This window comes from uncultured Aquabacterium sp., from assembly GCF_913773725.1.
Classification (GTDB): domain Bacteria; phylum Pseudomonadota; class Gammaproteobacteria; order Burkholderiales; family Burkholderiaceae_C; genus Aquabacterium.
In genome coordinates this window covers 52,140-65,763 of record NZ_CAJYGK010000137.1, presented here as the reverse complement: position 1 = coordinate 65,763, position 13,624 = coordinate 52,140, and the positions used below count along the sequence as shown (strand labels likewise).

Genomic DNA, 13,624 nt, shown 5'->3' with positions numbered 1-13,624 from the left:
CAGTCATAGAACGGGCGCTGGTCTTCGAACTCCAGCGTGCAGATCGAGTGGGTGATCTGCTCCAGCGCGTCCTCGATGGGGTGCGCGAAGGTGTACATCGGGTAGATGCACCAGGTGTCGCCCGTGTTGTGGTGCGTGGCGCGGCGAATGCGGTAGATGGCCGGGTCCCGCATGTTGATGTTGGGGCTGGCCATGTCGATCTTCGCGCGCAGCACGGCCGCGCCGTCGGGCAGCTTGCCGTCACGCATCTCGCGGAAGCGCGCCAGGTTCTCTTCCCGGCTGCGGCTGCGGAAGGGGCTGTCCGTGCCGGGCGTGGTGAAGTCGCCGCGGTTGGCGCGCATTTCTTCGGGCGTCTGCTCATCCACGTAGGCGAGGCCCGCGGTGATCAGCGCCTCGGCGGCGCGGTACATGAAGTCGAAGTAGTTGCTCGCGTAGTACAGGTGGCTCTGCGCCTGGCCGTTGAACGACGAGTCCCAGCCGAAGCCGAGCCACTTCACCGCGTCCAGAATGGCGTCGACGTACTCCTGCTCTTCCTTCTCGGGATTGGTGTCGTCGAAGCGCATGTGGCAGACGCCGCCGTAGTCCCGCGCCAGGCCGAAGTTCAGGCAGATGCTCTTGGCGTGGCCGACGTGCAGGTAGCCGTTGGGTTCGGGCGGAAAGCGCGTGCGGATCTTCGCCGGATCCGGCTCGCCGGCAGCGTGGTGGGCGGCATCGCCGGGCGTACCGGCCCAGCGGCGGCTGGCGTAGGTGCCCTGCTCCAGATCGCGGTCGATGATGCCGCGCAGGAAGTTGGTGGGCTTGTGAGGGGAATCGGCGGCGGGCGCGCCGGATGCGGTGGCGTCGGTCATGTGCCAATTCTATCGAGGGCGGCCCGCTGCAGACGCCCCGCCCTGCCATGCGCTATCGTGCAAACCACATCACGCGCATGGAGGACCCGACGTGGGCAAGAACCAGGAACGACTGAGCCGCAAGGCCTACGAAGCCGCACTGGAGCCGATGCGGCTGGAGCTGGTGCAGATGTCGCGCTGGCTGGCACACCATCACAAGCGCCTGCTGGTGATCTTCGAAGGCCGCGACACCGCCGGCAAGAGCGGCGTGATCCGGGCAATTTCGGACGTGCTCGATCCGCGGCGCTGCCAGGTGGTCGCACTGGGCAAACCATCCGAGCAGGAACGGGGCCAGTGGTACTTCCAGCGCTACGTGCCGCACCTGCCTGCCGCCGGCAACGTGGTCCTGTTCGACCGCAGCTGGTACAACCGGGCCGGTGTCGAGAAGGTGATGGGCTTTTGCACTGACGCCGAGTACCGCCGCTTTCTGCACGACGCCCCCACCTTCGAGCGCATGCTGGTGAACGACGGTGTGCTGCTGTTCAAGTACTGGTTGTGCGTGGACCAGGCCGAGCAGGAGGCGCGCTTCGCCGAGCGCCTGGCCGACCCGCTGAAGCGCTGGAAGCTCTCGCCGGTGGACGTGGTGGCGCGCACCCAGTACGCAGAGTACGGTCGCGCCCGCAACGCGATGCTGAAGGCCACCCACACCGCGTACGCCCCCTGGACGCTGGTCGACTTCAACGACCAGCGCGCGGGTCGGCTGACCCTGATCCGGCACCTGCTGGACCACCTGCCCGACCAGCATGTACCCGAGCAGACGATCGACATGCCACCGCTGCACGGCAAGCTGGGGAGAGAAAGCTATCCGGCGGCCCACCGCCCGCTGGCGCCGTTCGTGCCGGATCCTGCTGCCGGCTGACGGTCAGGGCCGATCGGTGCCCACGCCCTGCACCGAGCCGGGCGCCGTGTCGTCCTGGGCGCGTTCACGGGCGCGCTCGGCGTAGCGGTTGAAGCGCCACGCCGTGCTCTCCAGCGTGATGCGCCGCCACGTGGCGCGCTTCTCGCCGGGACTCATCTCCGGCCACAGCTGCACTTCGTCGAAGGTGCGGCCACAGCCCTTGCACAGGTCGTCCCCCTGGCTGGTCGAGCAGATCGCGATACAGGGCGTGTCCGGCGTGGTGTCGTACCACCGAAGCCAGGCCTGGTAGGCCGCACGGGGCATGGTCGCCTCGTCGCACAGGGTCTCATGGTGGTAGACCATCAGGGCGTACACCTCGGCCAGCGCGCGCAACTCGTCGCCCAGCCCCAGGCCATCGCCGGACGCAGGCTGTCGCTCGCGCCACCAGTTGATGGCGGCCTCGATGTCGGTGATGTGGATGCCGGCGACGGGCTGGTCGTCAAGAAGGCTCATGGCACGGCGCCCGCCCGGTGGGGCTCAGGCGGAGGGCAAAACGCAGCAAGGGAAAGGTCCGGCCCGGTGAGAGGGCACCGAGCCGGGCGGTGTGCGATTGTGCGCGCGCTTCAGGCGTCCTGCAGCGACGCCATCAACGCATTCAGGGCCACTTCGGCGTCGGCCTGGCTGACGCCCTCGCCGAGCGACACCGGCGCGCCGGCCAGGGCGGCCGCCCCTTCGGCCTTGAAGCGCTTGACCCAGTTGCCCGCCTCGCGGCCCTCGGCGAACGCGGCGCTCTGCAGCAGCAGGTGGCCGCTGGCGGTGGTGAGCTTGAAGTAGAACTGGCCGTCGGCCTCACGGTATTGCTTGAACACCGGCACGGCGGGCTTGGTGGCGGCAGATGCCTCGGCCTGCACGGCGGCCGAGGCCACCATGCGGCGCAGGCCCACGGCGTGGCGCAGCTCCTTCAGGAAGGGCGTGGCGCGGGCGCGGGCCTTGTGGGCGCCGGCCTGCAGCACGGCCTCGATCTGTTCGGGATGGGCCACCAGGTCGGCATAACGGGCGCGCATGGGGCCCACATGGGCCTCGATCAGGTCGACCAGGCGCTGCTTGGCCTCCCCCCAGGCCAGGCCGGCCCGCAGGTCGGCCCGGAAGGCCGCGCGCTGATCGGCCGTCGCGAAGGCGTCGTAGATGGTGACGAGGTGGGCGCCTTCGGGGTCCTTGGGCTCGCCGGGCAACTTCGAATCGGTCACGATCCGGGCGATGGCCTCCTTCAGCGCCTTGGGGCCGCCTTCGAACAAGGGCACGGTGTTGTCGTAGCTCTTGCTCATCTTGCGGCCGTCCAGGCCGGGCAGCGTGGCCACGGCCTCCTCGATTTCGGCCTCGGGCAGCACGAAGAGATCCTGGCCGGCGCCATAGAGGTGGTTGAAACGCAGGGCCACGTCACGGGCCATCTCGATGTGCTGCACCTGGTCGCGGCCCACGGGCACGCGGTGCGCGTTGAACATCAGGATGTCGGCCGCCATCAGCACCGGGTAGCAGTACAGCCCCATGGTGACGCCTGCGTCCGGGTCCTCGCCCTTGGCGGTGTTGGCATCCACCGAAGCCTTGTAAGCGTGCGCGCGGTTCATCTGGCCCTTGGCGGTCACGCAGGTCAGCAGCCAGTTCAGCTCGGTGATCTCCGGGATGTCGCTCTGGGCGTAGAACGTGACGCGGTCGGTATCGAGCCCGGCAGCCAGCCACGTGGCGGCGATCTCCAGGCGCGAGCGCGCGATGCGGGCCGGGTCATCGCACTTGATGAGGGCGTGGTAGTCGGCCAGGAAGAAGAAGCTTTCGACGCCCGGCTCGCGGCTGGCGGCAATCGCAGGGCGGATGGCGCCAACGTAGTTGCCGAGGTGCGGGGTGCCGGTGGTGGTGATGCCGGTGAGAACGCGTTGGGTCATGGCGGGCCGGCTGCAAGGGCGCCAGAGGCCCGCGCAGCAAAGGTCGTTCAGGGAAACGGGCATTGTAGGTTCCCGGGGCGGGCGCCGCAGGCGGCACAGCCGGTGAAGCGCCCGCCGGCGTGCCACGCCACTACACTCTAGGCCGCATGAAAAACATCGTCATCCTGATCTCCGGTCGCGGCTCCAACATGGAGGCCATCGTCAACGCCTGTGCCGCCGAGCACTGGCCCGCCCGCGTGGCGGCCGTGATCAGCAACCGCCCCGAGGCCGGTGGCCTGGCTTTTGCGGCGGCCCGGGGCATTGCCACGGCCGTGGTCGACCACAAGCAGTACGACAGCCGCGAAGCCTTTGACGCCGAACTGGCACGGGTGGTGGACGGTTTTTCGCCCGATGTGGTGGTGCTGGCGGGCTTCATGCGCATCCTGACGCCGGAATTCGTGCGCCGCTTCGAAGGCCGCATGCTGAACGTGCACCCCTCGCTGCTGCCGGCCTTCCCGGGCTTGCACACCCATGCGCGGGCCATCGAAGCCGGCTGCAAGCTGGCGGGCGCCACGGTGCACTTCGTCACGGCCGAACTGGACCACGGCCCCATCGTGGCACAGGCCGCAGTGCCCGTCCTGCCCGATGACACGCCCGACCTGCTCTCGGCTCGCGTGCTGAAGCAGGAGCACCAGATCTACCCGCAAGCGGTGCGGTGGATGGTGGAAGGCAGCCTGAAGCTGGCCGATGGCCGCGTGACCCACACCGAGGGCGAGTCGCAGCTGCGCTTCGGCAGCTGAGCGGGCGCGGGGCCGCCCGGCCTCACCGCATCAGGGCATCACCCACAGCGTGATGCCGTGGATGAGCAGGCCGATCAGCCCGCCCACCAGCGTGCCGTTGAAACGCACGTACTGCAGGTCCGGGCCCAGGTGCAGCTCGAGCTCGCGGGCCAGTTCGTCGGCCGGCCATTGCGCCACGCGCTGGGTGATGTGCCGGCGGATGTCCTCCCGCCACCGGTCCACCAGCGCCGGCGCGGCCGCCAGCCACTCCGCATTGAGCCAGTCCTGCATGGCCGGGTCTGCAGCCAGGCGTTCCCCCAGCACCCGGACCGCATCGCCCAGCCGCGTGCGGATCGCGCCCCGCTCGTCATGCAGGTCATCGCGCAGGGCGCCGACCACCTGCTGCCACAGCCCGTGCAGGAAGGCCGCCAGCGCGGGATGGGCGAGCACGGCGCGGCGCAGGGTCTCGGCCTTCATGCGCATCGCCGGATCGTGCTCCAGCGCGGTCACCAGGCTGGCCACGAAGGCATCGAAGCGCAGCCGCAGCGGGTGCTCCGGGTCTTCGCTCATCTCGGCAATCAACCGCCCCAGCCCGGCCAGCAGCTTGCGCGTGCCCATGCGCCCGGCCACCTGATCCAGCCCGACCAGGCGCAGCACCTGCACCTCGGCGGCCATGCGCTCGGCAATTTCGGCCTGCAAGGCCTCGTCGCCCAGCCGGGTGGCCACGCGCTGCAGCACCTCGTCGAGCAACGCCTGATGGCGCCGCCCCTCGGTGAGGATGCCCAGCAACCGCCCGGCCCAGGTCGCGATGTCCACCTCGTCCAGCCGGCGCAGCACCGTCTCGCGCACGAAAACCGCCACCCGGGGGTCCTCCAGCGCGATCAACGCGTGCCGCCCGCCTTCGGTCACCAGCCGTGCCACCTGATCGGCATGGCGCGGCTCGGCCATCCAGGCGGCCAGCCGGCGAGCGGGGTCGAAGGCTCGGAGCCGGTCGATGACCTGGGCCTCCGCCAGGAAGTGGTCGCACAGAAAGGCCGCCAGGTTCTCGCCGATGCGTGCCTGGTTGCGCGGCACGATGGCGGTGTGCGGAATGGGCAGCCCCAACGGGTGCCGGAACAAGGCGACGACGGCAAACCAGTCGGCCATGGCGCCGATCATGGCCGCCTCGGAGAAGGCGGCCAGCGCGGCCCACCACGCTGCATGGGCAGGCTGCCGGCTCTGCATGGCCGTGGCCAGTGCATACAGCAGCGCCGCGGCCAGCAGCAGGCCCACGGCCACGGCCTTCATGCGGGCCAGGCGGCGCGCCTTGGCCTCGCGGGTGAGCACAGCCGCGTCAGCGTGCGTGGCCATGCTCGGGCGTCGCAGGCAGTCGGGCCATCTGCCGGTCCTGCCAGCGGGCAAAACCGGCCAGTGCCACGCACGCGCCGATCAGAGCCATGGCCATGTCGGACTGGGTGTCCCACGGGTCGCCCTGCGTGCCCAGAAAGGCATCGGCATCCTGCCCGATGGCCACGGCCACACCCCATTCGATCAGCTCATAGGTGGCGCTGATGGCCAGCACCACGCACACCACGAGGAAAGCCAGCATGCGCTGCCCCCGGATGTAGGCGCCCCGCACCAGGATCTCCCGGGCCACCAGGGCCGGCACAAAGCCCTGGAAGAAGTGGCCGATCTTGTCGTACGGGTTGCGTTGAAGGTCCAGCCACTCTGCCATCCAGAAACCGAGCGGCACGCGCGCATAGGTGTAGGTGCCGCCCAGAATAAGCACCAGGGCGTGCACGAAGATGGCCCCGTAGAGCAGGCCGGTCAGGGGGAAGCGCCGCCGCGTGGCCATCAGGATGGGCACGGCGATCAGAACGGGCAGGACTTCGAGCAGCCACGTGGGGCGGTCATGGGCCACAACCCCCGACACGACCAGGAGCCCGCCCAGCACGGCAACGCCCGCGTTCAGCAACAAGGTGGTCGACATGGCTGCATGCTACCGCCCTGCCGACGGACCCCGCGCAGTAATTGGCAACAAGCCGCTCTTTTGCTGCCAGCATGCGCATCGGACACCCACAAGCGAGGCCCGCTCTAGAACAATCACGTCAGGGCCAGCACCGCCACCGGATCGCCAGCCCCTCTACTGAATTCCGAGGCAACGCTGCTGGCCATGACCGAATCCGTGAACGTGTCTGACATGCCCGATGTGGGCGAACTGCGCGAGATGGCGCGCCGGGCTTTCGAGACCCTGCGCAGCAATCCGCCGACCCTGGTGCTGTCGAAGTCCACCAGCACGCTGCTGTTCGTGCAGAACGAGTTGCGCCAGTTGGGACATGAACGCATCTACCAGGAAGAGAGCCGTCGCCATGAACTCCTCAAGCGAGGCTTCACGCCGCCCGACGACCTGAGCCCGCCGGCCCAGCGCCACTGCGTCACGCTCACGGAGGCCGAGTGCGACGAGCTGCGCCGCTCGCCCGGCTCGTTCAACGACATGATCCGCGCCGTGTTCCGCGCAGGCTGGGACGCCCACGCCCGCGCCACCGGCCAGGCCTGACTGCGCGTCAACCGGACGGTACGTGGCTGCCTGTCAGCATCGGGCTGGCCAGGGCCGCCGCGGCCGCGCGCGTCTCGACGCCGAGTTTCTCGAAGATGTGCTCGAGGTGCTTGTTCACCGTGCGGTGGCTCATGCCCAGGATCTCGGCGATGTCGCGGTTGGTCTTGCCCCGCGCCACCCAGGCCAGCACCTCGGTTTCCCGTGGCGTCAGCGCGGCCTCTTCCAGGCGGCTGCTGAGCGCCGCCGGGCCGGCGTGCGCAGAGGGCGGTCCGGCCTCGATCGCGCGCTGGGCCTCGCGTGTCAGGCGCGCGTTGCGGACGTGGGTGGCGAGCCGGGCCAGCACCTCCTCGATGCGCACCGGCTTGACCACATAGTCCACCCCGCCCGACTCGAAACCGGCCACCACATCGGCAGTTTCAGACAGGCCGGTCATGAAGATCACCGGGATGGTCGCGCCCTGCGCATGGGCCTTGATCCGCTGGCAGGTTTCGAAGCCGGTCCAGCCGGGCATCATCGCATCCATCAGGATGGCATCGGGCGTGACGACATCCAGGCGGGCCAGGGCCTGCTGGCCGTCGAGCGCCACCAGCACGGTGTAGCCTTCGTCCGCCAGCGCATCGCACAGCATGCGCAGGGTGTCGGGGGCATCGTCCACCACGAGCACGGTCCCGCGGTGACAGGTCGCGACATCAGGGTTCATCTTGGGTGTCCTCCAGCAGGTAGGGCGCCAGGCGCTCGGCCACCGCATCCAGGTCGAAGCGCTCGACCAGGGCTTGCAGCGCCTGCCATTGCGGGCTCAATGTGGGTTCGGCTCGCTGCCACTCCATCAAGGCGTCGTGCAGCGCCTGAACGTGTCCCTTTCGGGCCAGGCGGTGCAGTTCCCAGGCGGCATCGGCCGGCAAGGCGGCGGCCATCCCGATCGGGGTGGCGGCCAACGCGGCCGCCATGTCGAGCCGAACAGGCGGGGCACACACCTCGGTGACCCACTCGATGTGCAGCAGCCCACCCAGGGTGGCCAGCAACTCCGACTCCATCACCGGCTTGCCGACAAAGGCCTGGCACTGCGCCGCCGCCAGGTTCTCGGGCCGGTTCTCGAACACATTGGCCGAGACCATCACCACCGGCACCTCGGTGAAGCCCGACTGCCGGATGGCCCGGGCCGTGCGCCACCCGTCCATGTCGTCCATCGTGATGTCCAGCAGGATGGCGTCCGGCACCTGCTCCCGCACGCTGTCGAGCGCCTCGCTGCCGCTGGCCGCCTCACGCACCTTGAAGCCCAGCGGCAGCAGCATGCCGGCCAGCATCTGCCGTTGCGTCGGCTGGTCGTCCACCACCAGCAGGGTCTTGCGCGGTCCGCTGTAGCCCGTCACGGGATGCAGGCGCAGGCGCTCGGCCCAGTCGGGCCCGGCGGGCCGTTGCGGCGGCTCGTTGATCTCTCGAAGGTAGAGCCGCACGCTGAACGTGCTGCCTTGCCCGAGGGTGCTGTGCACGCTGAGTTCGCCACCCATGAGCTCGGTCAGCAGGTGGGTGATGGTCAGGCCCAGGCCGGTTCCCGGGTCCGCCCGACGTCGGCCTCCGCTGCCCCGCTCGAACGGCAGAAAGATCCGCTCCAGGTCCTGCGGCGCGATGCCGATCCCGGTGTCGACCACCTCGAAACGCAGCACCTCGCGACGGGCATCGACTCGCAGCGTGATGCGCCCCTGGTCCGTGAAGCGCACGGCATTGCCCAGCAGGTTCAGCAGGATCTGACGCAGACGCCGCGCATCGGCCTGAACCCACACCGGCACCCGACCCAGGGTTTCCAGCTCGAAGCGCAGCCCCTTGGCGAGGGCCTGTGGCTCCACCATGCGCACGACATCGTCCAGAAACTCGTGCAGGGGCAAGGGGACCGGATCCAGCCGGAGCCGTCCGGCCTCGATGCGCGCCAGGTCGAGCAAGCCGTCGATCAGCCCCATGAGGTGCTCGCCACTGCGCTGGATGGTGGTCAGCGCCCCCCGCTTGCCGCCCTGCTCCGGCTCGTCCTTCAACAGGATCTGTGCATAGCCCAGGATGCTGTTGAGCGGCGTCCGCAGCTCGTGCGTCATGCCGGCCACGTACCGGGTCTTGGCCTGGTTCGCGGCCTCGGCCAGTTCCTTGGCCTGCTGCAGCGCCGCGTCGGTGCGGCGGTGGGCGTCGATCTCCACCTGCAGCAGCTGGGTCTGCCGATTGGAATCGTCCTGCGCCATGCGGCGGCTCTCGGACGCCAGAACCACCCACCACGCACACACGGCCGCCACCAGCAGCATCAGCGCAAGCACCTTGATGAAGGGCCCTTGCAGCGCACCGGCAGGGGCAGGCACCTCTGCACCGGCATGCAGCCCCGCTGACAGCACCCCCTCCTGGTAATAGACCACGCCAAGCACGAAAGCCAGCAGCGCGGCCATCGACAGAAAGACCACCAGGTAGTGGCCGACCCGAAAGTTGATGCGCCGCGACCAGGCGGGCGGCAACACCGCGGTCAGGCCATCGGACACCTGTTCGGCCGCGCGCGATCGGCTCTTGCAGCGATCGTGGCAGCGGCTCTCCAGCGTGCAGCACAAGGAACAGATGGGGGCGTCGTAGGCCGGACAGGCGGCCATGTCCTCGGCCTCGAACAGGTTCTCGCACACCGAGCACCGCACCATCTCGCCCGGCTGCCACGAGGCCGCAGGCTGCCTCGCCAGGTAGAACCGTCCCCGCGTGACCCGGGCCAGCACGGGCGAGGCCACCATGGCGACGGCCAGCGCGAGAAACGGCGACCACGCCGCCGCCAGTTTGCCCAGCACGCCAGCGTGCGCCACCAGGGCCACGATGGTGGCCAGCAAGGTGGCGCCCAACCCGACCGGATTGAGATCAGGCAGGTAGGCACGCCGGAACTCGATTCCCCGCGGCGACCAGCCCAGCGGCTTGTTGATGACCAGATCGGCCACCAGTGCCCCCACCCACGCAATGGCGACGTTGCTGTAAAGCCCCAGCACGTGCTCGAGCGCGCCGAACACGCCGAGCGTCATCAGCAGCACGGCGATCAGCACGTTGAAGACCAACCACACCACTCGCCCGGGGTGGCTGTGGGTCAGGCGGGCAAAGAAGTTGGACCAGGCCAGCGATCCGGCATAGGCATTGGTGACGTTGATCTTGACCTGCGACACGATGACGAACAGCACCGTGGCCCCCAGCGCCCATCCCGGCGAAGTGAAGACCTCGCTGAAGCCGGCCAGGTACATCTGCGTGGGTTCGATGGCCTTGTCCACCGGCACCTCGCGCTGCAGGGCGAGGAACGCCAGGAACGCACCGGCCAGCATCTTCAGCATCCCCGGCACGATCCATCCAGGGCCGGCCACCAGCACGGCCGTCCACCAGCGCACGCGGTTCTCGCGGGTCTTTTCGGGGAGGAAGCGCAGGAAGTCAACCTGCTCGCCCACCTGCACCACCAAGGAAAACGCCACGGTGGCCGCCATGCCGCAGGCCAGCCAGTCGAAGCCGCTGTCGCCCGTGGCCCGGCCAGCCAGCCCCGTGAAGGCGCGGTACGCATCCGGATGCTTCAGCGCCACAGCAATGAACGGACACAGCCACAGCGCAGCCCACACCGGCTGCGTCCAGGTCTGCAGACGCGAGATCAGCGTGATGCCATGCGTGACCAGCGGAATGATGACCAGCGACGACACCACGTAACACACGGTCAGCGGCCAGTCGAACAGCATCTGCAGGGCCAGCGCCATGATGGCCGCTTCGAGCGCAAAGAAGATGAAGGTGAAGCTGGCGTAGATCAGCGAAGTCAGGGTCGAGCCCAGGTAGCCGAATCCCGCACCCCGCGTGAGCAGGTCCATGTCGACGCCGTAGCGCGCGGCGTAATAGCTGATCGGCAAGCCGGTCAGGAAGGTGACCAGACCCACGAGCAGGATGGCCCACAGCGCGTTGGTGAATCCGTAGTTGAGCGCGATGGCGCCCCCGATGGCTTCGAGTGCCAGAAACGACACCGCGCCAAAGGCGGTGTTGGCCACACGCATCTCGCTCCACTTGCGGAAGCTGCGCGGTGTGTAGCGCAGCGCGTAGTCCTCCAGGGTCTCGTTGGCAACCCACGAGTTGTACTCACGGCGGATGCGGAAGATCTTCTGCCGGGCGACGGTCACATGCGGTCTTTCGCTGAACAACGCGGCGGGGCGAATGCAAGAAGCAGTCCAAGCGCGGCACACGCGCGTGGCGCCCGGCCGACTACGTTAATTGACGTATTCAGCAGAAACCCTGAGCTCCTTACTGTTGCACCCAAGGCCGCGCAACACAGGGCCTGCACGCCACAGTGCACCAGCGCGCGGCACAGGCCACCCCCCTTTTTGTGCAAGGAGTCCTTTCATGTCCCAACACGACGATGACCTGTCTCTCAACCGCCGCCGGGTGCTGCAAGGCCTGGGCGCGGTGCCGCTGATGGGCCTCACCGGCCTGAGCTACGGCGCCGCACCGGCCACCTCCGCAGTCAACACCACCAAGCTGGCCGTGACCGACACCGAGGTGGTCGTGGGCCAGCTGCACTCGGCCACCGGCACGATGGCCATCTCGGAAACAGGCTCCATCCAGGCCGAGCAACTCGCCATCGACCAGATCAATGCCATGGGCGGCGTGCTGGGCCGCAAGATCCGTGTGATCAAGGAAGACGGCGCTTCCGACTGGCCCACGTTCGCCGAGAAGTCCAAGAAGCTGCTGGTCAACGACCGTGTGGCCTGCGTCTTCGGCTGCTGGACGTCGGCCTCGCGCAAGGCGGTGCTGCCTGTGTTCGAGAAGGAAAACGGCCTGCTGTACTACCCCACCTTCTATGAAGGCCTGGAGCAGTCCAAGAACGTGATCTACACCGGCCAGGAAGCCACACAGCAAATCATCTATGGCCTGGACTGGGGCGCCAAGGAGAAGAAGGCCAAGACCTTCTTCCTCGTCGGCTCGGACTACATCTGGCCGCGCACCTCGATGAAGATCGCGCGCAAGCACATCGAGACCGTGGGCAAGCTGGGCAGCGTGGTGGGCGAAGAGTACTACCCGCTGGGCCACACCAACTTCAACTCGCTGATCAACAAGATCAAGGTGGCCAAGCCCGACTGCATCTTTGCGGCCGTGGTGGGCGGCTCGAACGTGGCCTTCTACAAGCAGCTCAAGGCTGCCGGCATCACCGGCGCCAAGCAGTTCCTGCTGACCCTGTCGGTGACGGAAGACGAGATGCTCGGCGTGGGCGGCGAAAACTTCGCCGGCTTCTACGGCTCGATGAAGTACTTCCAGTCGCTGGACAACGAGAACAACAAGAAGTTCGTCGCGGCCTTCAAGGCCAAGTACGGACCGAAGTCGGTGATCGGCGATGTCACCCAGGCCGGCTACCTCGGCCCCTGGCTGTGGAAGGCCGCCGTCGAGAAGGCCGGCAGCTTCGACGTGGACAAGGTCGTGGCCGCCTCGCCGGGGATCGAGCTCAAGACCGCCCCCGAAGGCTATGTGAAGGTCCACGCCAACCACCACCTCTGGAGCAAGTCGCGCATTGCGCAAGGCCAGCCCGACGGCACGTTCAAGGTGGTGTCCGAGTCCAAGGACCTGATCGAGCCGAACCCCTTCCCCAAGGGATATCAGTGACCTCCCCTGCGGCCTGATGGCCGCACCCCGGGGCCACACCAGCGGACTGGCAGCGCCAGATCCGCGGTGTCCTGCTTGATCCGGTTTGCATGGCACGAGCCTGGAAGAGAGAACGTATGGACATGACCTTATCCGACATGTGGAACATCGGCGTGATGCAGGGGTTCGCCGGCCTGAGCCTGTTTTCCGTGCTGCTGCTCATGGGCCTCGGCCTGGCCGTGATCTTCGGGCAGATGGGCGTGATCAACATGGCGCATGGCGAGTTCATGACCATCGGGGCCTACACGATCTACCTCGGATCGACCTTGACCGAGAAGTTCGCGCCGGGCCTGATGCAGATGTACTTCCCGGTGGCCATTGTGGCGGCCTTCCTGATCGCCTTCGCGGCCGGGTGGCTCACGGAATGGGCCTTGATCCGTCACCTCTACAAACGGCCGCTGGACACGCTACTGGCCACCTGGGGTCTCAGCCTGGGCCTGCAGCAGGTCTTTCGCTCCACCTTCGGCCCGAAGGAAGTCAGCCCCACGCTGCCTGACTGGCTGATGGGCTCCTGGGCGCCGTCGGAAGGCCTGGACATCCCCATCAACGGCCTGTTCGTGATGGCACTGACCGCCATCGTGACGGCCTTGCTGCTGATCGCGCTCTACAAGGCCCGCTGGGGATTGCGCGTGCGTGCCACTGTCAGCAACCGCGTGATGGCCAATGCCATCGGCATCAACACCAAGAAGACCGATCGCCTGACCTTCGCCATCGGCTGCGGCATCGCCGGCGTGGCGGGCGCGGCCTTCACCACCATCGGTTCAACGGGCCCCACCAGCGGCTCGCTCTACATCGTCGACAGCTTCCTGGTCGTGACCTTCGGTGGCGCCGGCAGCCTGCTCGGCACGGTCGCATCGGCCTTCGGCATCGCTCAGACACAGTCGATCTCGGAGTTCTTCATGACCGGATCGATGGCCAAGGTGCTGACGCTGATGCTGGTGATCACCATCCTGATGATCCGTCCGCAAGGCCTGTTCGCCTCGAAGGTGCGTCGCTGACACGGACAC

At 67.9% G+C, this 13,624-nt stretch carries 12 protein-coding genes; 5 read left to right on the top strand and 7 right to left on the bottom strand.

Going from position 1 to position 13,624, the window contains the following annotated elements; all coding sequences use genetic code 11:
* A partial coding sequence (locus tag QZ709_RS16430; RefSeq protein ID WP_294638512.1) for a glutamate--tRNA ligase family protein occupies positions 1–848 on the bottom strand: 848 nt, incomplete at its 3' end.
* A gap of 91 nt (positions 849–939) precedes the next feature.
* Here QZ709_RS16430 and ppk2 point away from each other — a divergent pair.
* On the top strand, positions 940–1,746 hold the full coding sequence (gene ppk2 / locus QZ709_RS16425) for a polyphosphate kinase 2 (RefSeq protein ID WP_294638510.1): 807 nt from the start codon (positions 940–942) through the stop codon (positions 1,744–1,746).
* A 3-nt stretch (positions 1,747–1,749) separates the two neighbouring features.
* Here the strand turns inward: ppk2 and QZ709_RS16420 are convergent, their stop codons facing one another.
* Entirely contained in the window at positions 1,750–2,238 is a 489-nt protein-coding gene (locus tag QZ709_RS16420) for a DUF3717 domain-containing protein (protein ID WP_294638509.1), read from the bottom strand.
* A gap of 110 nt (positions 2,239–2,348) precedes the next feature.
* Positions 2,349–3,662, bottom strand: coding sequence for a tryptophan--tRNA ligase (locus tag QZ709_RS16415; RefSeq protein ID WP_294638508.1), 1,314 nt, complete (start codon positions 3,660–3,662; stop codon positions 2,349–2,351).
* A gap of 146 nt (positions 3,663–3,808) precedes the next feature.
* Between QZ709_RS16415 and purN the strand changes: the two genes are divergently transcribed.
* Positions 3,809–4,441, top strand: a complete 633-nt coding sequence (gene purN, locus QZ709_RS16410) for a phosphoribosylglycinamide formyltransferase (RefSeq protein WP_294638507.1) — start codon at positions 3,809–3,811, stop codon at positions 4,439–4,441.
* A 30-nt stretch (positions 4,442–4,471) separates the two neighbouring features.
* On the opposite strand, the gene QZ709_RS16405 is transcribed toward purN, so the two are convergent.
* Both QZ709_RS16405 and QZ709_RS16400 read right to left on the bottom strand, forming a co-directional pair.
* Positions 4,472–5,770: a DUF445 domain-containing protein gene (locus QZ709_RS16405; protein ID WP_294638506.1), complete on the bottom strand. Its 1,299-nt coding sequence runs from the start codon at positions 5,768–5,770 to the stop codon at positions 4,472–4,474.
* A complete protein-coding gene (locus QZ709_RS16400; protein WP_294638505.1) occupies positions 5,754–6,389 on the bottom strand; it encodes a DUF2238 domain-containing protein in 636 nt (211 codons plus the stop codon). Before QZ709_RS16400 ends, QZ709_RS16405 begins: the two co-directional genes overlap by 17 nt.
* Positions 6,390–6,584: 195 nt before the next feature.
* On the opposite strand from QZ709_RS16400, the gene QZ709_RS16395 reads away from it, so the two are divergent.
* Positions 6,585–6,956, top strand: coding sequence for a hypothetical protein (locus QZ709_RS16395; RefSeq protein WP_294638503.1), 372 nt, complete (start codon positions 6,585–6,587; stop codon positions 6,954–6,956).
* Positions 6,957–6,963: 7 nt separating this feature from the next.
* On the opposite strand, the gene QZ709_RS16390 is transcribed toward QZ709_RS16395, so the two are convergent.
* Together QZ709_RS16390 and QZ709_RS16385 are read right to left on the bottom strand one after the other, a co-directional pair.
* Positions 6,964–7,656 (bottom strand): response regulator, encoded by a 693-nt coding sequence (locus tag QZ709_RS16390; protein ID WP_294638502.1) that lies wholly within the window; start codon positions 7,654–7,656, stop codon positions 6,964–6,966.
* Positions 7,646–11,104 carry an ATP-binding protein gene (locus tag QZ709_RS16385; RefSeq protein WP_294638501.1) on the bottom strand — a complete coding sequence of 1,153 codons (3,459 nt, stop codon included), beginning with the start codon at positions 11,102–11,104 and terminating at the stop codon, positions 7,646–7,648. Before QZ709_RS16385 ends, QZ709_RS16390 begins: the two co-directional genes overlap by 11 nt.
* 220 nt (positions 11,105–11,324) lie before the next feature.
* Between QZ709_RS16385 and urtA the strand changes: the two genes are divergently transcribed.
* Both urtA and urtB read left to right on the top strand, forming a co-directional pair.
* Positions 11,325–12,578, top strand: a complete 1,254-nt coding sequence (gene urtA, locus QZ709_RS16380; protein ID WP_294638500.1) for an urea ABC transporter substrate-binding protein — start codon at positions 11,325–11,327, stop codon at positions 12,576–12,578.
* Between the two features lie 122 nt (positions 12,579–12,700).
* Entirely contained in the window at positions 12,701–13,615 is a 915-nt protein-coding gene (gene urtB / locus QZ709_RS16375) for an urea ABC transporter permease subunit UrtB (RefSeq protein ID WP_294638519.1), read from the top strand.
* Positions 13,616–13,624: the final 9 nt, after the last annotated feature.

Excerpts from the sequence above, each read along its gene's own strand:
- QZ709_RS16420 (WP_294638509.1), bottom strand. The coding sequence starts at position 2,238 with ATGAGCCTTCTTGACGACCAGCCCGTCGCCGGCATCCACATCACCGAC.
- QZ709_RS16415 (WP_294638508.1), bottom strand. The coding sequence starts at position 3,662 with ATGACCCAACGCGTTCTCACCGGCATCACCACCACCGGCACCCCGCAC.
- purN (WP_294638507.1), top strand. The coding sequence starts at position 3,809 with ATGAAAAACATCGTCATCCTGATCTCCGGTCGCGGCTCCAACATGGAG.
- QZ709_RS16405 (WP_294638506.1), bottom strand. The coding sequence starts at position 5,770 with ATGGCCACGCACGCTGACGCGGCTGTGCTCACCCGCGAGGCCAAGGCG.
- QZ709_RS16400 (WP_294638505.1), bottom strand. The coding sequence starts at position 6,389 with ATGTCGACCACCTTGTTGCTGAACGCGGGCGTTGCCGTGCTGGGCGGG.
- QZ709_RS16390 (WP_294638502.1), bottom strand. The coding sequence starts at position 7,656 with ATGAACCCTGATGTCGCGACCTGTCACCGCGGGACCGTGCTCGTGGTG.
- urtA (WP_294638500.1), top strand. The coding sequence starts at position 11,325 with ATGTCCCAACACGACGATGACCTGTCTCTCAACCGCCGCCGGGTGCTG.
- urtB (WP_294638519.1), top strand. The coding sequence starts at position 12,701 with ATGACCTTATCCGACATGTGGAACATCGGCGTGATGCAGGGGTTCGCC.